This window comes from Pseudomonas sp. AO-1, from assembly GCF_019775695.1.
GTDB lineage: Bacteria > Pseudomonadota > Gammaproteobacteria > Pseudomonadales > Pseudomonadaceae > Aquipseudomonas > Aquipseudomonas parakoreensis.
The window spans coordinates 4,343,449-4,361,791 of the sequence record NZ_CP079947.1; the positions used below are offsets into that span (position 1 = coordinate 4,343,449).

Below are 18,343 nucleotides of genomic sequence, written 5' to 3' on the forward strand. Positions count from 1 at the left end.
CAGCCACAACAGCGCCTTAGAAACCTACACTGGCCTGCACGAAGAACGTACGCGGCGCGCCGACATACATCCCCGAATTGTTGTCGCTGGAGCGGGTGAAGTACTGCTTGTCGAAGACGTTTTTCACCCCGGCACCCAGTTTCAGATTCGACACTTGCGGCCCGAAGTCATAACCGCCGCGCACGTTCCAGGTCACGTAACCCGGGATGTCGCCATACTGCCCGTCCGCCGTGCCTTCGGTGATGTAGTTACCGTTGAAGCTGCCATCGGCGTTGACCCCGGTACCCGGTGAGCGCTGTTTGGACTGGGCAAAACCGTCGATGTTGTAGGTCCAGCGATTGACGTCGTAGCGCAAGCCCACGGTCGCCACCTGCCGCGAATAGAACGGCAGATCACGGCCCTTGAAGCCCGGAATTTCGCCTTCGTAGGTCGCGCGGGTGTAAGTGAAACCGGCGTTGGCGGTCAGCCCGTCAAGGCGTGGATCGAGCGCGGCCATGTCGTAATGCACCGACGCTTCGATGCCCTGATGCTTGGTCGCGCCGAGGTTGGTCCAGCCGACATCGTTGCTGATGTATTGCAGCTCGTCATCGAAGTCGATGTAGAACAGCGTCACTTCCCCGCCCCACACATCATCGTTGTAGCGTGTGCCGATCTCGTAAGTCTTGGCTTTTTCCGGCTCCAGGCCGTTGGCGGTCTGGTCACCCGAGCCGCCCTGGCCGAGCTGGAAATACTGCAGGCTGCCGAACGAGGTTTCGTAGTTGGCGAACAGTTTCCATGCATCCGACAGGTGATACATCACGCTCAGCGCCGGCAGCGGTTCATTGCTCTCGATGCTGCGGTTTTTCTCCGGCACGCGTTTGCCCGAAGTATCGAGCACGGCGCGGTCATGCCAGTCGGTGCTGATGTGTTCGAAGCGAATGCCCGGAGTGATGGTCCAGTTGCCGACGTCGATCTTGTTGTCGACATACACCGAGTTGGCCTCGGTGCCACCGGTGCGGTCCTGGAACACATGGCCGTCGGACGTCGGCGTGACCACCGGCTGATTATTGACCAGCGCCAGACGGCTCGACTGTTCGTGCATCGCCTCTTTCAGGTAGCGATAACCGACGCTGACTTCCTGCGTGGTCGGGCCGACGTCAAACACCCGCGACACACGCGGTTCGACACCGAGGGTGTAGTAGGAACGCGGGTACGAGCTGAGGGTTTTCTGGTCGCGGGCGGCGATGGTGCTGCCGCGAAAGCTGTCGGTGTAGTAGGTGAGGATTTCTGCCTGAGTGCGCTCGTCGATCTGGCGAATCCACTTGAACGACACGTCTTTGCGCCGACCGCTGAAGTTGTCGTAGTCGCGCACCGAGTCGTACGGCTTGTCGTCGTACTGCTTCTGCGTCAGACCGCCAGGCATGTCGGCGCTGGCGTCGTAGTAATGGAAGTTGAGGCTGAAATCGTCCTGATCGGTTGGCGCCCAATGGGTCTTGAGCAGCACATCGTCGATGTCGTTACCGTTGTTGCGCTCGCGGTAACCGTTGCCGTTGACCCCGGAATACAACAACGCCACGCCCATGCCGTTGTCGGCGGTGCCGCCGAGGAATGCCGTGTCGATGTGTTTCCAGCCGCCGTAACGGGAGGTTTCCAGGGTAGTGCCGATTTCCCCGGTGGCTTTTTCCGGGATGGCGCGGGTGACGAAGTTGATCACGCCGCCGACGTTCTGCGGCCCATAACGCACGGAACCGGCGCCACGCACCACATCGATGCTGTCGAGGTTGCCGGAAGAGATCGGCGCCATCGACAGTTGCGGCTGGCCGTACGGTGCGAACGCGGCCGGCACGCCGTCGATCAACACCGTGGAGCGTGGCGACAGTCGTGAAGTCAGGCCACGCACGCCAACGTTCAGCGCGATGTCGCTGCCGCCGGTGCCGTTGGAGTCCTGCACCTGCACGCCGGGCACGCGCTTGAGCACATCACTGACGTTCATCGCGCCCTGCTCGACCATGGCTTCGCGGCGGATCACCGTACGCGCACCCGGGTGGTTCTGCACCACCGCGGCATCAGCGTCACCGAGCCAGTCGCCGACCACTTTGATGTCGGTCACGCCCAGCTCCAGCGGGCCATTGTTGGCAGCGGTCGCGGCCGGTGCGAGGGTCACCGAGCCTTCGTTGATCTGATACTCCAGGCCGCTGCCCTGCAACAACTGACGCAGCGCCTGCTCGGGGGAAAGGTTGCCGTCGACCGCCGGTGCCTGTTTGCCAGCAACCAGATCCGGGCTGAAGAAAACCTGCAGCGAAGTTTGCTGGCCGAGTTCGCTCAGGGCCTGGCCCAGCGGCTGGGCGCGGATGTGAATGGCTTCAGCGGCGAAGGCCAGCGGCACGGCGGCATTGACCGCCAGCGCGAGAGCCAGCGGCAGCCAAGGGGATTTTTTGTTGTGGGCTGAGGTGTTTTTCACGTCGAACGTAGTCCTGTGGATCGCAAGAGTGTGCGTCTGTTAATGCAAACCAGTTGCAGTTGAACAGGAAGACGATGAACTCGAAAAAAACCTGAATGCTATTTTGAAATTATTTCCTGACTGCCGTCGGCCAGGGTGCGCACGGCCACCGGCAGGATGTTTGGCAGGGCCTTGAGCAAGGCGTCGGTGTTGTCGGATTTGAACACACTGGTCAAGCGCAGGTTGGCCACCGTCGCGTTGGCGACCTTCAGCGGTTTGTCGCGATAACGCGAAACCTCCGCCACCACTTCGCTGAGGCTGGCGTTGTTGAACACCAGTTTGCCGCTGCGCCAGGCCGTCAGTTCGACGGGGTTGACCGCATAGGCCGCAGCGACTTTGCCCTCGGCGTCGACATGGGTGCCGAGGCCTGCGGTGAGGTTGATGAAAGCATTGTCCGGTGCATTGCGCCCCTGCACCTTGACCGTGCCCTGCTCCACCGCAACCCGGGTTTGCGCAAGATCGCGGCGCACATCGAAACGCGTGCCGGTGACCGTGACCTTGCCGCTGCCAGCCTCAACCACGAACGGGCGCGCGGTGTCGTGCTGAACGCTGAACATCGCTTCGCCTTCACTCAATTCGATCAGTCGTCGATCCTGCTCAAAACGCACCTGCAGACGGCTGCGGCTGTTCAGATCAATCACTGAACCGTCCGGCAACGCCACGTGCTTGCGTTCGCCCAACGCCGTGGCGAACTCGGCGTGATAGCCGCCCGGATGATTCAAACCACTGAACAGACCGAGCCCGAGCGCCACCGCCAACACGCTGGCGGCCACGGCATAACGCAGTAAAGGACGTCGCTCGCGGCGGGTTGACGGTGTTTCAACAAGCGCCTTGAGGCGTGGCGCCGGTAACAGATCGGCGGCTGTCCACAGACCTTGCAGCAACTGGAATTCGTCACGGTGCTGCGGGTGCTGGTTCAGCCAAGCGTCGAAGCGCTGCTGCTCGTCGGCACTGATCAGCGGTTCCTGCAAACGCACAAACCAGCGTGCCGCTTCATCGCGCACCGTTGTTTGCCCGCACGCGCAATCACGGGTATCCATCATGGAATGTCCTGTCGGGCTGAGGATGAAAAGCGGTGGTCGCTCATGACTGCATGCCGTCGAGACGGTCGCGCAGATGCCGCAGGGTGCGAATCATATATTTTTCGACCATGTTCCTGGACAGTCCCAGGCGTTCGGCGATTTCTGCCTGAGTCAGCCCTTCGATCTTCTGCCAGACGAAAATCCTCCGACAATTGAGCGGCAATTCCTGCAGCGCCCGTTCGATGGAGTCGGCCAACTGGATCGCCTGCATATAATGCTCCGGGTCGCCGGTGGACGACACACTGTGATCGATCGCCTGCGACTCCATGGCTTCCCGCCGATCCTCACGCCGATAACCGTCGACCGCAATATTGCGTGCGGTCTGGTGCAGATACGCCCGTGGCTGCTGCACCGCTGCCGAATCGGATTCGAGCACCCGCACAAAGGTGTCGTGCGCCAGATCCTCGGCCTGCGCGCGATTGCGCAGGCGCCGGGTCCAGGTGCCGATCAACTCTTCGTAATGCTCGAAAAAGCCGGGTCTGCGGGGCAGCATGGGGTTCATGACAGCGTGCTGGGGGAAAGAGGCGTGAATAGTAATGCTTCCTATTAAGCCCGGCAATTCATTCCTTGGAAACGCTCGATTCAAGGGTAATCGTCAGTAAAACCGCGCCTTCCCCCACCTATTGTGTAAAATGCCGCCCGGGTGCCACCGCAACAACGCGGCAGGGCAGGTTTAATTCAGCGCAGGTCGGGCCGCCGCGCGGAGTTCCCGTGCCTATGAGCCACGATCCGTCACGCCTGCAGGCTGCCCGTCAGCAGTCGCCGTCTGCTTTGGCCTTTCTCACCCGATTCTTCGCTGCCGAGTCCGCCGGTGGCCTGATCCTGATGGCCGCCGCCCTCGCCGCGCTGCTGGTCGCCAACTCGCCTTGGGCAGCCACCTACTTCTCGACCCTGCACATCAAAGTCGCTGGTCTGTCGATCGAGCATTGGGTGAACGATGGCCTGATGGCGATCTTCTTCATGCTGGTGGGCCTGGAGATTAAGCGCGAAATGCTCGCCGGTCAGTTGTCGACCTGGGGGCAGCGCGCGCTGCCGGGCTTTGCCGCACTGGGCGGGATGCTGGTCCCGGCCTTGATCTACGTTGCGATCAATTGGGGCAATCCACAGACCCTGAGCGGTTGGGCGATCCCCGCCGCCACCGACATTGCCTTCGCCTTGGGCGTGCTGTCGCTGCTGGGCAAACGGGTGCCCGTGTCGCTGAAAATCTTCCTCTCGGCGCTGGCCATCCTCGATGACCTGGGCGCGGTGGTGATCATCGCGATTTTCTACACCAGCGGCCTGTCGATAAGCATGCTGCTGGCGTCGCTGGCGGTGATTGCACTGCTGGTGATCCTCAACCGCTGCGGGGTCAGAAAGCTTTGGCCATACCTGATCGCCGGCGCCCTGCTGTGGTTCTTCATGCTGCAATCGGGGATCCACGCGACCCTCGCCGGGGTGATTCTGGCCCTGTGCATTCCGCTGGGAAATCCCGAAGACGAGCACAACTCGCCGCTGCTCTACCTCGAAGAAAAAATGCATCCGTGGGTGGCATTCGCTGTGGTGCCGATTTTCGGCTTCGCCAACGCGGGTGTGTCGCTGACCGGCATTTCTCCGAGCAACCTGCTTGAGCCGGTACCACTGGGCGTGGCGCTGGGCCTGTTGTTCGGCAAGCAGATCGGTATCCTCGGCCTCGGCGCCCTGGCGATTCGCAGTGGTCTGGCACAACTGCCGCAAGGCGCGAGCTGGCTGCAGCTGTACGGCGTCGCCCTGCTCTGCGGGATCGGCTTCACCATGAGCCTGTTCATTGGCGCACTGGCCTTTCCGGGCGCGCCGCATCTGGTCGATTCGGTGAAGGTCGGTGTGTTGCTGGGTTCGATCCTGTCGGCGCTGCTAGCGGTGGTTGTGCTGATGAATGCGGGTAAAGCGAAGGCTTCGAACTGACCTCAAAGTCTCATCGAAACAAAAAACAATGTGGGAGCGAGCCTGCTCGCGAAGGCACCGGTTCAGTCAACAGCTTCGCTGACTGAACTGACGCTATCGCGAGCAAGCCCGCTCCCACAGTTTTTACAGCGGTGCTGCTCAGCCTTTTTCGTCGATCCCGGCCTGTAGGGTCTGGCTGTCCAGATTGCCGCTCAGGGTTACCGGACCGACTTTCAGATTGCCGTTTTCGAACGACACCTTCGGTGCGTTCTCCTCGGTTTTCTGCGGCAGGTCCAGTCCGGCTTTCACGCCGTATTCAAGATTGACCAAGTCGCTGCTACCGACCTTCGAACCGCCCAGGTCCACCTTGCCTTCAGTCGCCGAAATCCGCGCGCCGGTCAACTGTGTCGCACCGCCCACCGCAAGGTTCACACCCTGATTGCCACCGATGCCGGACGCCTGCGCCACGCTGTCCTTGTGCGCGTATTCGCCCTGCGCTTTCAGCGTTGGTTTGTAGTCGGTGCCGGCGAGTTTTTCCTTGTCACTCGGCGGGTTCTTCTTCGCGGCAAGGCCCAGATCGACATCGACCTTGGCTTGCGTCTTCGAGTCCTGACGGCTGTCGACAGTCAGGTCACCGGCAACCTTGCCACTGACATTTTTCGCGTCGATCCGTGCGCCCGACAGTTGTGCATCGCCTGCGCTGTTGAGGACCACGCTGTCAGCCTTGATCTGGCTGTTCTGCTGGGTGGTGCCTTGCAGGTAATCGACGCCGACCTTGGCCCCGGCGTTGAAGCCGTGGTCGCTGCTGGCCTGTTCATCGGCGGCGGTCGGGGTCTTGCTGCTCAGGTTGCCGCCGGCATTCAGCGCAACGTTCCAGTTGTTGCGCGTCTCGGTGGACTGCGCCGACTCCTGAACCAAACCGCCCTTCTGCGCATCGATGCTGATGTTCGGCGCGCTGACTTGCGTGCCTTGCAGGTGCACCGCGTCACCGCTCAAGGCGATTTGGCTCTGGCTGTTGAGCTGGCCACCGGTCAGGGTTTGCGAGTGTTCGTTGATCCGGCCGATGTTGAAGTTACCGCTCAGATTAGCGCCCTGATCGCGACTCTTCTCGCTGCTGGATTTGCTGCCGCCGCCCTTCAAACCGCCGCCGAGATTGCTGCCGGTTGCCGTGTGCGTATCAACGGCCGCTTGCAGATCGAGTTTGCCGTCAGCGTGCAGCTCAATGCCGCCGGCGCTGTCGATCTGCGTGCCTTGCTGGACCTGATTGCCACCGCTGCTCAGTTGCACCGGGCCAATGCCGCTGATGCTCGCCACATGAGCCTGAGTGTCAGTGGTCTGCTTGCCGGTGTGATCGAGCTGGAAGCCTGCGCCGAGGTCGACGTTGGTGCCGTCGGTGCCCGGCAAGGTGCCGACCGTCAGCGAGCCGTTGCCGCGCAGGCTGGAGTCGCTGCTGCTCTGGCGATCATTGGCCTGATTCAGCGCCAGATCGCCGCCGGTCTTGATGTTCACCCCGACCTGCCCGCCGTCAAAACGGCTGCCAGCGAACTGCGCATCTGCGCCAACGTTGATGTTCACACCCTGATTGCCGGCATACCCGCCGACCACTGCGGTGTTGCTGTCCTTGCTGCTGTAGCTGTTGCCGCCCGCACCGCTGCCGGCGACGTTCACGTCTTCGCCGGTCTTGGTGTAAACGCGCACGTCGACCTTGGCATCAACTGAATTATCGGTGCTGCTGTGAGTGTTGCTCGCGGCATCGGCAACCAGTGTGTCGGCGTTGATGTTGACCTTGCCGTTGCTCGCGCTGTACTGAGTGCCCTGGTCACGCAGGGTGCCGGCGCTTTTCACGTCGACACTGCCGCCATCGAAACGACTGACTACCGCGTTGCTGCTCTGCTCGGTCTTGTCGGCGCTGGCGTGACCGATCGCCACGTCGAGGCCGACGTTCGGCTGGCCAAGATTGCTCAGGCCTTCCTTGTCCGGCACCTTGCCGTTGAGCACATCCTTGACCGCACCGGCAATCGGGCGGGCGATGTCCTTGTACTCGACATTGGCGCCGATGTCCGCCGACCAGGTGCTCTGGTTATGGCTGCTGTTTTCGGTGTTGCTTGCCGCGCGGTTGTCGATCTCGTTGGCCGCGACGTTCAGACTGTTGCCAGCCTTGACCTGCGCGCCTTCGGTCACCAGCTTGTCGGCGTTGAGGGTCAAGCCGCCGCTGCTCTGCACGTTGGTGGTTTGCGCGGTGGTTTTGCTGCTGCTGTCTTGCGTGGTGCTGTGGGCAAAATCGACGCCACTGCCGGCACGGTCGAGGCCGCCGGTGTAGTAGAAACCGCCGCCGGTGCTGGAGGTGTCGGTCGAAGTTTTGTGGCTGTCCTGTTCGGCCAGCAACGACACATTTTTGCCGCCCAGCGTGGTGTCGCCAGCGGTGGATTTGACTTCACCGCCCTTGATCGTCAGATCGCCGCCGGCCTTCACTTGCACGGTGCCGCCGCTGAGGCTCGAACCTTGCTGGTTGACGTCGTTGCGGGTGACGGTCTGCTGCTTGTCTTCGTAGTGCACCCCGGCGCGGTATTGCTCCGGCGTTTGCTCTTTGGCGTAGGCATCGAAGCCACGGGTCTCGGTGGTCGAACTGCTGTCGTGGCTGTTCTGCGTGGAATGCACGTTCACATCACCGGCAGCGTCCGCCATCAGCGCGCCGCCAGCCTTGACCGTGGAACCGGCCACTTCGATGTCCTTGGCGCTTTTGAGCTTGAGGTTGCTGTCGGAAACCAGCTCGCTGCGCACCGTGGTGCTGTCCCTGGAATTCTGCCGCGACTCGTCCTTGCTGATGCCGAAGAACTTGCTGTCCTTGTCGTGGTTGTTGCTGTGCGAGGTGTCCTGCACGCCGTCGATCACCAGCGAACCCTGATCGCTGATCACGCTGGCCTCGGTGCCGCCACGGACCTGGCTGCCGCTGATGCGCACGTCGTCAGCCTTGACGATCAGTTTGCCGGCCGCATTGATTTTGCTGCCCTGATGCCGGGTCTGGCCCTTGTCGGCGTCGCCGGTCTTGCCGAAGAATCCGCCGCCAACCAGGTCGCCGGAGTAGCTGTTGTTATTACTGCGACTGGTGCGCGTGGCGGTGGTGACGTCCACTTGCTTACCCGCCAGTTTCACATCGCCGGCGCTGTTCAGTTCGGCGCCTTCGGAACGCAACAACGCGGCGGTTTGCAGCGCGATATTGCCACCCTGCAACTGGCTGCCGAGGCTGCGCTGCTCTTCGCTGCTGTTGTTCCAGTCAGCCTTCCACAAATGCTTGCGATGGTTGCCCTGATCGGTCTGAGTGTGGCTTTCGGTGGCCGCAGTCAGGCGCAGATCACCGCCGCTGTGCACATCGAGATTTTTCGCCGCTTCAACCTTGGCGGCTTTGAGTTCGGTGTCTTTGCCGGAAGACAATTTCGCATCGCGGCTGGCGACGATCTGGCTGCCGTGCTGGCGAGTTTCACTGTCGGTCTGGGTGCGGTCGTAGGTTTCCCAAGTGATGCCGATGGTGCTGTTGCTCCAGTTTTCGCGTTTTTCCTGAAGCTTGCGGCTTTCGACGGTACTCAAGGTCAGGTTGCGCTTGGCATTGACGCTGACATCGCGACCACTGACGTCGGTGGCGGCCAATGTCAGGTCGTTGCCGCTGTGCAGGCCGACATCGCCCTGACTGCTGCGAATGCCGGCACGGGTCACGTCGAGGCTGTTGGGGATCGCTTCACCGCTGACGCTGAGGTCGCCAGCCGAACGGATCTGCACGCCGTCACGCCCGGCCACTTGTACCGCACCCACACGCACGCCCGCGCCTTCGGCGGTGCTGACGATGTTGATGCGCCCGGCCTGCATCGCACCGAACAGGCTGGCGTCGATACGTTGATCGGTGGTGTTGCCCGCCGGGTCCACGGTTTTTACCTGACCGCTGGCGTAATCGACCTGATTGCGTCCGACCGTGAGGTTCAGTTGATCGCGGGCGTCGATGCGGCCCTGGCTGTCGATACGCGGGGCGATCAGGTTGACCGAACCCTCGGCATTACGCAGGCCGCCACTCTGAATCTGCAACTGACCGCTGGCATCGCGGGTGTTCAGTGCTTGCAGTTTGCCGTCGTTCAATTCAGGACGACCGACCAGCAGACTGGCGTTCGGCGTGTTGATGAAACTGCCGCCGTTCACCGAGATGCCGTTGGGGTTGGCCAGCACGTAATCGGCGGCGCGGCCGAAGATTTCCTGGGCGCCATTGATCGCCGAAGGGTTACGGCTGATCACCTCGTTGAGGATCACGCTTGCCGCCTGCCCCTGCAGTTGCGGGTTGGCCGCCAGTTGCCCGGCGAGCTGCGATTGCCCGGCCTGCAAAGCGTTGTTCAGCACCAGGCCCTGACGGTCGACGTTGTAGTCGAGGAACTGGTTGTGCGACAGGCCCGAGCCGTTGGGCGCGACGATATTGATGATGGGCACGCCGCCCTGGGTCTGCAATTGCGCGGTGCCGCCGGGGCCGGGTGCGACCACCACACCGCCGGCGATAGCGGTCGGCAGGTGCACGGCGAAGAACAGGCTGGCGATCGCCCAGCGCAGTTTGCCCCGAGGAGAAAGATGAAATGCAAAGGTGTGTGCTGGCATAAAAACGTCTCCATGTAAGTACGGCATCACGGCGCGCGATTGAGTATTGGCCGTGGCTGTCGCGCTCAGATCCGACGGCTGTTTGTTCACTGCTTGATAAGTCTCGGTGGTGCTCATATCTGCAACCCCACGCGCATCAGCCAGATCTCTGGCTCGTGCTGCAATCCGTTGGGGGTGTTGAGGGCGCGCTGGTAATCGACGTCCACTTGCAGATTCTTCCAGCCAAGATTCAGCCCGACGCTGGCGCCGCTCAGGCGTTGGCTCTGGGCACCGTGGTCGGCCTTGAGCCAGCCGTTGTCCAGGCCCACGCGCGGGGTGATCTGCACCGGCCAATCGCTACGCAGCGGCAGACGCAAGGTGTTGCGCCAGATCGCGCCGCTGGCACCGGATGCGCTGCTGACCCGATAGCCGCGCACCGCCGAATCATCGGTGCCGAGCAACTGTTCGATGGCCGGTAACGGGTCGGGGCTGTATTGCAGATTGAGCTGGCTCTGCCACTGCCACGCTTGCGCGCCGAACTGGCCGTTGCGCCATTGGCTGAGGCCAGCGCGGTACTTGCGAAACTGCGCTTTGGGCAAATTGTTGACCGCATGATTGGCATCGTCATCAGCGCCCAGCCAGCGCAGGCCTTGCGAGTAGGTGAAGTCGAGGTTCCACACCGCACGGTCGAGCCAGAACAGATTGAGCCCGGCTTCGGCCACGGTCAGGGTCGGGCTCTGAATGCCCAGGCGAACATTCTCCAGGTAGCTGTCGACGTCCTTGTGTGCCAGTTGCAGGTTGGCGCTGAGCTGGCGGCTCTGGTCGCGCCACAACACGCGGTCGGCGCGCAGGCTCAGTTGATCGGTGATGCCGGTGCTGTACAGGATCGCGCTGGGCAGTTTGAACGGCGCGCGATATTCAGCGTGGCTGGCGAATGCGCTGTAGGTCCAGTAACCATAGGGAATCGCGTAATACAGGCTGGCGTTGCGACTGTAGCGGTCGCCCTGATTCAACGTGTCGCTGGCGCTGAGGCTCAGCAGGTCGTTGAGTTGCAACGGGCTGTCGACGCTCAGGCTGACGCTGTTGCGATCCCGCCCGGTGCTGGCGCTGCCGAGGTTGTCCATGCCCAGCCCCAACGCCCAGCGCGACGGCCCGGCCGTGCGCGAACGCAGGATGATTCGCGACGCGCCGGGCTGGCTGCCGGGGGCGATGTCGGCGGTCAGGTCAAGCGAACGCAGGCGGTTCAACTGATCGAGGCCTTGCTCCAGATCGCGCAGGTTCAGCGGCTGGCCGAGCATGTGCGGGAACGCGCCGCCCAGCGAAACGGGCAGGCTTTGATCGGCCAGTTCGATGGACTCGATGTAGCCCTCGTCCACCATGATGTCCAGCGACTGCCCCGCCGCCGGCGCGCTCAACAGGTACGGGCGGCTGGCGATGTAGCCCTGCTCGACATAGATCGCGGTGATGGTCGCCAGCAAATGATTGATCTGGCCGACGCCCATGCACGGCGCCAGCAGCGGTTTGATCCGCGTGTTGAGCTTGTTGCTGTCGAGTAGCGTAACGCCGCCGATGCGCGTGCCGCTCAGTGGCCAGCAGCGTTCATCGGGGGTGACGGTTTGCGGGATGGCCGGCGTGGCCGGTGCCGGACCGAACGCACCGCGCTCCAGTTGGCGCTTGCGCTGCTCGAGCTGCAGTTGTTGCAGATCGCGCTGTTGCTGTTGCTGCTGGCGCAGCACTTCCTGGCCCGGCGCAACAGGGTCAGCCGCTTGAATCGAGGAGGCACACACACTCAACACAAAGGCCGACAACAGCGGGCAAAGCGTGAAGCGACGACGAGAAACAGCGCAAAGCAAATACGGCACGCAACATCCTTGCAAGCATGAAATGGCGTAATGCCACTTCATCAATGCGAGTGATAGTCAGAGCCTTCCTACACAAATGCAAGACGCTTCCTACAGCGCTTACATTTCTTAAACATTTGATTTTGCTGCGTTCAACGCTAGGCCATCAGGGTTTCCCCGAGGGCTTTCATCGAGTACTCGAAGACCTGCCCCGCATTACCAGGGCTGTCATTCATCGAAACCGCTCCAAACCCCGAGGCCGGGTAAGCAACTGACGACCGGCACAAAAACATAATTGCCACAAAATATTACTTGCGTCATATTACGGCTGTAATAACTACTCGTTCCCGCAGGTATTACGCCATGACCGCCATGTCCACCCTCGAGCCCGGCCTGTCATCCCCGGTCACTCCCGCCAAACCGCCATTGCGCAAGCGCCTGCTGCTGACCGGCTCTGGCCTGATCGCGCTGGTCGTGGTCGGCGTGTACGCCAGTCATTGGTGGAGCACCGGGCGTTTTCTCGAGGAGACTGACGATGCCTACATCGGTGGCGACGTCACGGTGATCGGGCCGAAGGTTGCCGGCTACATCGAAGAAGTGCTGGTCAGCGACAACCAATCGGTGAAGGCCGGTGAGGTGCTGATCCGCCTTGACGCACGGGATTACCGCGCCAACCTCGCCAAAGCCGAAGGCGCAGTAGCCGCCGAAGAAGCGCTGCTGGCCAACCTCGACGCCACCGAGCAACTGCAGCAAGCAGTGATCGGCCAGGCCCGCGCCGGCATCGATGCCGCCGGTGCCGAAACCGCCCGCTCGCGGGATGACAACGCGCGCTACAAACGCCTGGTCAGCAGCAATGCCGTGTCGGTGGAAAGCGCCCAACGCGCCGACGCCAGCTTCAAGACCGCCCAGGCCCTGAGTGCCCGCGCCCAGGCCGAATTGCTTGCCGCACAGCGCCAACTGGCGGTGATCGACACCCAGAAACAACAGGTCCGCGCCGCCCTGCAACAAGCCCGGGCCGAGCGTGATCTGGCGCAGTTGAACCTCGGCTACACCGAACTGCGCGCGCCGGTTGATGGCGTGATCGGCAATCGCCGCGCACGGGTTGGCGCCTATGCCCAGGCGGGGTCGCAACAGTTGTCGGTGGTGCCGGCCAGCGGTCTGTGGGTGGATGCCAACTTCAAGGAGGACCAACTGGCGCGGATGAAACCCGGGCAACGGGTGAGCATCCGCGCCGACGTGCTTTCCGGCCAGGAATTCCACGGCCGCCTCGACAGCCTCGCCCCCGCCACCGGCTCGCAATTCAGCGTGCTGCCGCCAGAGAACGCCACCGGCAACTTCACCAAAATCGTCCAGCGGGTGCCGGTGCGAATTCTGCTTGATCCGGCCGACGGCGTGCTCGGGCATCTGCGGCCAGGCTTGTCGGTCACCGCTGAAGTCGACACCCGCGCGCCCGCTGAATCCAGCGCCGTGGCCGTCGCACCATGAGCACCACCCTCACCGCCCCGGCGCAACCGTTCAACGCCGCCGACATGGCCACCGCAACCAAAGTGTTCGCCTTCGCGACGATGTGCATCGGCATGTTCATTGCGCTGCTGGACATCCAGATCGTCTCGGCCTCGCTGCGCGACATCGGCGGCGGACTCTCGGCCGGCACCGACGAAACTGCGTGGGTGCAGACCAGTTACCTGATCGCCGAAATCATCGTGATCCCGCTGTCGGGCTGGCTGTCGCGAGTGTTCTCCACGCGCTGGCTGTTCTGCGCCTCGGCGGTCGGTTTTACCCTGGCCAGCCTGCTTTGCGGGGTGGCGTGGAACATCCAGAGCATGATCGCCTTTCGGGCGCTGCAGGGCTTTCTCGGCGGCTCGATGATTCCGCTGGTGTTCACCACCGCGTTCTTTTTCTTCACCGGCAAACAACGGGTGATCGCCGCTGCAACCATCGGCGCCGTGGCGTCACTGGCGCCGACCCTGGGTCCGGTAATCGGCGGCTGGATTACCGACATTTCCTCATGGCACTGGCTGTTCTACATCAACCTGGTGCCGGGGATTTTCGTGGCCGTGGCCGTGCCGATGCTGGTAAAGATCGACCAGCCGGAACTGGCGCTGCTCAAGGGCGCGGACTACCTGAGCATGGTGTTTCTCGCGCTGTTTCTCGGTTGCCTGGAATACACCCTCGAAGAAGGTCCGCGCTGGAACTGGTTCAGCGATCAAACGATTCAGACCACGGCGTGGATCAGCGGTCTGGCGGGTCTGGCCTTTATCGGGCGCACCTTGCACGTGGCCAATCCGATCGTCGATCTGCGCGCACTCAAGGATCGCAATTTCGCCCTCGGCTGCTTCTTTTCCTTCGTCACCGGGATTGGTCTGTTCGCGACGATTTACCTGACGCCGCTGTTTCTCGGCCGGGTGCGAGGCTATAGCGCGCTGGACATTGGTCTGGCGGTTTTTTCCACCGGGGTGTTCCAGATCATGGCGATTCCGTTGTACGCCTTTCTCGCCAATCGCATGGATTTGCGCTGGATCATGATGCTTGGGTTGGGCTTGTTTGCCGTATCGATGTGGGAGTTCAGTCCAATCACCCACGACTGGGGCGCCGGCCAATTGATGTTGCCGCAAGCGCTGCGCGGGATCGCCCAGCAACTGGCGGTACCGCCGGCAGTGACGCTGACCTTGGGAGGCTTGGCACCGGCACGCTTGAAGCACGCTTCGGGGCTGTTCAACCTGATGCGCAATCTGGGCGGGGCCATCGGCATTGCCGCCTGCGCGACCATTCTCAATGACCGCACCAACCTGCACTTCACCCGCCTGGCCGAGCATTTGAACAGCAGCAACGAGGCGCTGAATCAGTGGTTGTCGCAGGTCGGTGGCAACCTGGCGACATTGGGCCAGAGCGGTGATGTCGGGACCACCGCCGGCCTGCGTCAACTGTGGTTGCTGACTTACCGCGAGGCGCAGACCCAGACCTACGGCGATACCTTTTTGATGATCATGCTGTGCTTCATCATCGCCACGGCGATGGTGCCCTTGATGCGCAAGGTACAACCACCGGCCGCGCCGAGTGCGGATGCGCATTGATCACCCTTTCCGAAACGCCCCTCCCCCTGTAGGAGCTGCCGCAGGCTGCGATCTTTTGATCTTGTTTTTAAAATCAAAGTCAAAAGATCGCAGCCTGCGGCAGCTCCTACAGGGGTTAGGGGTTAGGGGTTAGGGGTTAGAGCTGCGGGGTTTTGCGGAAGCCTACGGCCAGACGGTTCCAGCTGTTGATGGTGCTGATCGCCACGCTCAGGTCGACCATTTCCTTGGGCGTGAATTGCGCGGCGACGATGTCATAGTCTTCGTCCGGCGCGTGAGTCAGGCTCAGTTGAGTCAGCGACTCGGTCCACAGCAGCGCCGCACGTTCGCGCTCGGTGAAGAATGGCGCCTCACGCCACGCGGTCACCGCGAACAGCCGGCGCGGGGTCTCACCGCCCTTGATTGCATCGGCGGTGTGCATGTCGATGCAGAAGGCGCAGCCGTTGATCTGCGAAGCGCGCAGCTTGACCAGTTCAATCAGGGTCTTTTCCAGCGGCAGTTTCGAGACCGCGGTTTCCAGGGCGATCATCGCTTTCAGGGCGTCTGGGGAGGCGGTGTAGAAATCGGTACGAGCTTTCATGATTGAGTTTCCGGGGCCAGTGAATGTGTGACTAAGGTAGTCCCGCCACTGCCCCGGACAAATAGCCAATCTCCCGGAAGACGAGTAGACCACCGCGTCACACGCGCTGACGCAACCAGTGCAGGAACCCGGTTTTCGCCACCACGGTCGGCACGTCCTGGGTCAGGGTCTGGGCCTTGTGCAGGCGATAATCGAGCAAGGCTTTCATCGCCTCGTTGATGTCGTGGCGGGCATCCAGGCACGGCTTCAGGTAGGTCTTCTCGATGCGATACAGCGCGCAAAAGGTTTTTGCTGCGAAGGTCGCCGGCACCGACGAATCAGACAGAATCCCGGCCTCGCCAATCACTTCGCCCGGCCCCATGCGCCCGGATTCGAACGGGCTGCCATGGCGGGTCAACGTCACGCTGACCACGCCGGATTCGATGATGAACAAATGGTCGCTGACCTCGCCGGCTTCGAGGATCGTCTCGCCGGCACGAAAGGTTTGCAGGGTCATGTTCTGGCTGAAGGTGTCTTTCTCTTCCTGGCGCAGGGTGGAGAAAATCGGTGAGCTGTCGAGCAGCGCCCGCGGCCGCGAAAGGTTGCCGGTGACGATCGGTTCGACACTCGACAACAGATTGACCCCGGACGCCTGCAGATGCCGGTAAGCCAGATCGAACAGCTGATTGCGCACCGGACGTTTCTGGTCCATCGACGACACAAAGCCGCTGATTTCGTATTCGACACCGGTGCTGCTGGCGCTTTTCAGTGCGACGCTCGGCGCGGGATTGTCCAGCAGCGGACGGCAGCCCTGCATCGCCCGTTCCAGCGCATCGATCACCGTATTGGGCCGGGCATGCGGACTGACCTGGACACTGACGGCCAGGCCGAACATGTTGCTCGGCCGGCTGAAGTTGATGATCTTGGCCTTGGCCGCCAGCGAGTTGGGAATCACCGCCATGCTGCCCTGGCTGGTCTGCAGACGCGTAGCGCGCCAATCGATGTCGATGACCCGGCCTTCGGTGCCATCGATCGAAATCCAGTCATCGATCTGATACGGCTTGGTGGTGTTGAGCACGATCCCGGAAAACACATCGCTGAGCGTGCTCTGCAACGCCAGACCGACAATGATCGCCAAGGCCCCGGACGTCGCCAGCACGCCTTTGACCGGCAAGTCCAGCACGTAGGCCAGTGCGGCGATAATGGCGATCAGGAAAATCACCGCACCGAGCAGATCCTGCAACAGCCGCCCGGTGTGCCCGACGCGCTGCATCATCACCGCGCCGATCAGCACGGTCAGGGTGCGTGCGCCAAACAGCCACCAACCGATCTGCAACCCGGTCGCCGCCAGATGCAACGGCACGTTGTCCGCCCACGGCGCAGGCTCCATCGGGTTGAGGCCTTCGTTGAACAGCACCGCGCTGAACAGGCTGAAAATCAGCACCCGCACCAACAGCTTCCACGCGCTGCCACGGGAACTGATCAGGCGCCACAGGCCCAGATCGAGCAGGATCAGGATCAACGCGCAAAACAACGGATGTTCGGTCAAGAAAGACAGCATCAAACCACTCCGATACGGGCCAATCGCGAGAAGATCGCACAGATTGGCTCAGTGTAGGAGCAATTGATTTCAGAGGCAGAACGCCCGCGCAAAAACACCAAAAACCCCTGTGGGAGCGAGCCTGCTCGCGAAGGCGGTGGATCAGTCAGACACGCATTGACTGGCACTGCGCTTTCGCGAGCAAGCCCGCTCCCACAGGGGTGAAATTTACTCGTGCATTTGGCCAAAACGCCCGGACTGGAAGTCGGCGAATGCCTGATGAATTTCCTGCTCGGTGTTCATCACGAACGGACCATGGCCGACAATCGGTTCGTCGATCGGCTCGCCGCTGAGCAGCAGCACCACCGCGTCTTCATTGGCCTCAAGAGTCAACTGACGACCGTCGCGCTCGAACAGCACCAACTGCCCGACACCCGCAGTTTCCACACCGTTTATCTTGACCGAACCTTTCAACAGCACCAGCGCAGTGTTGCGCCCTTCGTGCAGATCCAGGCTCAGCAACTTGCCGGCATTGAGCCGCAGGTCCCAGACGTCGATCGGCGTGAACGTGCGCGATGGGCCTGTATACCCATCGAACTCACCGGCAATCAGCCGCAGGCTGCCGGCGTCGTCCTTCAGCGCGATATTCGGAATATCGCCGTCGAGTATGGTCTGGTAGCCGGGCGCGGCCATTTTGTCCTTGGCCGGCAGGTTGACCCACAGCTGCACCATTTCGAGCTTGCCGCCGGTTCTGGCGAAATCATCCGAATGAAACTCTTCATGCAGGATCCCGGACGCAGCCGTCATCCACTGCACGTCGCCCGGGCCGATGGTGCCGCCGCTGCCGGTGGAGTCACGGTGCTGCACCTCACCGTCGTAGACGATGGTCACGGTTTCAAAACCACGATGCGGATGCTGGCCAACACCGCGGCGCTCGTTGGTCGGGGTGAATTGCGCAGGTCCTGCGTGATCGAGCAGCAGGAACGGGCTGATGTGCTTGCCCAGATTGTCGTAGGAAAACAGAGTGCGAACCGGGAAGCCATCGCCGACCCAATGGCCGCGAGGGCTGGTGTAGATACCGATGATGTTTTTCATGGTTGCCTCCAGAAAAGTGGGTGACGCAATGAATTAAGCTTAAATCCATGACGGTTGAAGGACTAGACGGCAAAAACCAGTCTTAGCGTCCCACTCATAGAACAGTCCTCATCCAAAAGCGTCCCCGCCTCGCCCTGTAGGAGCTGCGGCACGCTGCGATCTTTTGATT

At 61.9% G+C, this 18,343-nt stretch carries 11 protein-coding genes; 3 read left to right on the forward strand and 8 right to left on the reverse strand.

Going from position 1 to position 18,343, the window contains the following annotated elements; translation table 11 throughout:
* Positions 1-16: 16 nt before the first annotated feature.
* From KVQ82_RS19835 to KVQ82_RS19845, 3 genes are all read right to left on the reverse strand, one after another.
* Positions 17-2,440: a TonB-dependent receptor gene (locus KVQ82_RS19835; RefSeq protein ID WP_222015340.1), complete on the reverse strand. Its 2,424-nt coding sequence runs from the start codon at positions 2,438-2,440 to the stop codon at positions 17-19.
* Positions 2,441-2,538: 98 nt separating this feature from the next.
* Positions 2,539-3,522, reverse strand: a complete 984-nt coding sequence (locus KVQ82_RS19840; RefSeq protein ID WP_222015342.1) for a FecR family protein — start codon at positions 3,520-3,522, stop codon at positions 2,539-2,541.
* Between the two features lie 40 nt (positions 3,523-3,562).
* Entirely contained in the window at positions 3,563-4,063 is a 501-nt protein-coding gene (locus tag KVQ82_RS19845; protein WP_047295156.1) for a sigma-70 family RNA polymerase sigma factor, read from the reverse strand.
* Between the two features lie 215 nt (positions 4,064-4,278).
* Between KVQ82_RS19845 and nhaA the strand changes: the two genes are divergently transcribed.
* Positions 4,279-5,481, forward strand: coding sequence for a Na+/H+ antiporter NhaA (gene nhaA, locus KVQ82_RS19850; protein ID WP_222015344.1), 1,203 nt, complete (start codon positions 4,279-4,281; stop codon positions 5,479-5,481).
* A 138-nt stretch (positions 5,482-5,619) separates the two neighbouring features.
* Here the strand turns inward: nhaA and KVQ82_RS19855 are convergent, their stop codons facing one another.
* On the reverse strand, positions 5,620-10,089 hold the full coding sequence (locus KVQ82_RS19855) for a hemagglutinin repeat-containing protein (RefSeq protein ID WP_222015346.1): 4,470 nt from the start codon (positions 10,087-10,089) through the stop codon (positions 5,620-5,622).
* 113 nt (positions 10,090-10,202) lie between these two features.
* Positions 10,203-11,930, reverse strand: coding sequence for a ShlB/FhaC/HecB family hemolysin secretion/activation protein (locus KVQ82_RS19860; RefSeq protein ID WP_222015347.1), 1,728 nt, complete (start codon positions 11,928-11,930; stop codon positions 10,203-10,205).
* 342 nt (positions 11,931-12,272) lie between these two features.
* Here KVQ82_RS19860 and KVQ82_RS19865 point away from each other — a divergent pair, with 342 nt between their 5' ends.
* Positions 12,273-13,394, forward strand: a complete 1,122-nt coding sequence (locus KVQ82_RS19865) for an HlyD family secretion protein (protein WP_222015349.1) — start codon at positions 12,273-12,275, stop codon at positions 13,392-13,394.
* Entirely contained in the window at positions 13,391-14,983 is a 1,593-nt protein-coding gene (locus KVQ82_RS19870; protein ID WP_222015352.1) for a DHA2 family efflux MFS transporter permease subunit, read from the forward strand. Before KVQ82_RS19865 ends, KVQ82_RS19870 begins: the two co-directional genes overlap by 4 nt.
* 136 nt (positions 14,984-15,119) lie before the next feature.
* Here KVQ82_RS19870 and KVQ82_RS19875 read toward each other — a convergent pair whose 3' ends face one another.
* From KVQ82_RS19875 to KVQ82_RS19885, 3 genes are all read right to left on the reverse strand, one after another.
* Positions 15,120-15,560, reverse strand: a complete 441-nt coding sequence (locus KVQ82_RS19875; RefSeq protein WP_027614017.1) for a carboxymuconolactone decarboxylase family protein — start codon at positions 15,558-15,560, stop codon at positions 15,120-15,122.
* Between the two features lie 97 nt (positions 15,561-15,657).
* Positions 15,658-17,100: a mechanosensitive ion channel domain-containing protein gene (locus KVQ82_RS19880; RefSeq protein WP_041070791.1), complete on the reverse strand. Its 1,443-nt coding sequence runs from the start codon at positions 17,098-17,100 to the stop codon at positions 15,658-15,660.
* Positions 17,101-17,307: 207 nt separating this feature from the next.
* Positions 17,308-18,174: a pirin family protein gene (locus KVQ82_RS19885; RefSeq protein WP_222015353.1), complete on the reverse strand. Its 867-nt coding sequence runs from the start codon at positions 18,172-18,174 to the stop codon at positions 17,308-17,310.
* Positions 18,175-18,343: the final 169 nt, after the last annotated feature.

Coding starts and splice junctions, on each gene's coding strand:
- KVQ82_RS19880 (WP_041070791.1), bottom strand. CDS start 17,100: ATGCTGTCTTTCTTGACCGAACATCCGTTGTTTTGCGCGTTGATCCTG.
- KVQ82_RS19870 (WP_222015352.1), top strand. CDS start 13,391: ATGAGCACCACCCTCACCGCCCCGGCGCAACCGTTCAACGCCGCCGAC.
- KVQ82_RS19855 (WP_222015346.1), bottom strand. CDS start 10,089: ATGCCAGCACACACCTTTGCATTTCATCTTTCTCCTCGGGGCAAACTG.
- KVQ82_RS19845 (WP_047295156.1), bottom strand. CDS start 4,063: ATGAACCCCATGCTGCCCCGCAGACCCGGCTTTTTCGAGCATTACGAA.
- nhaA (WP_222015344.1), top strand. CDS start 4,279: ATGAGCCACGATCCGTCACGCCTGCAGGCTGCCCGTCAGCAGTCGCCG.
- KVQ82_RS19865 (WP_222015349.1), top strand. CDS start 12,273: ATGACCGCCATGTCCACCCTCGAGCCCGGCCTGTCATCCCCGGTCACT.
- KVQ82_RS19875 (WP_027614017.1), bottom strand. CDS start 15,560: ATGAAAGCTCGTACCGATTTCTACACCGCCTCCCCAGACGCCCTGAAA.
- KVQ82_RS19885 (WP_222015353.1), bottom strand. CDS start 18,174: ATGAAAAACATCATCGGTATCTACACCAGCCCTCGCGGCCATTGGGTC.
- KVQ82_RS19840 (WP_222015342.1), bottom strand. CDS start 3,522: ATGATGGATACCCGTGATTGCGCGTGCGGGCAAACAACGGTGCGCGAT.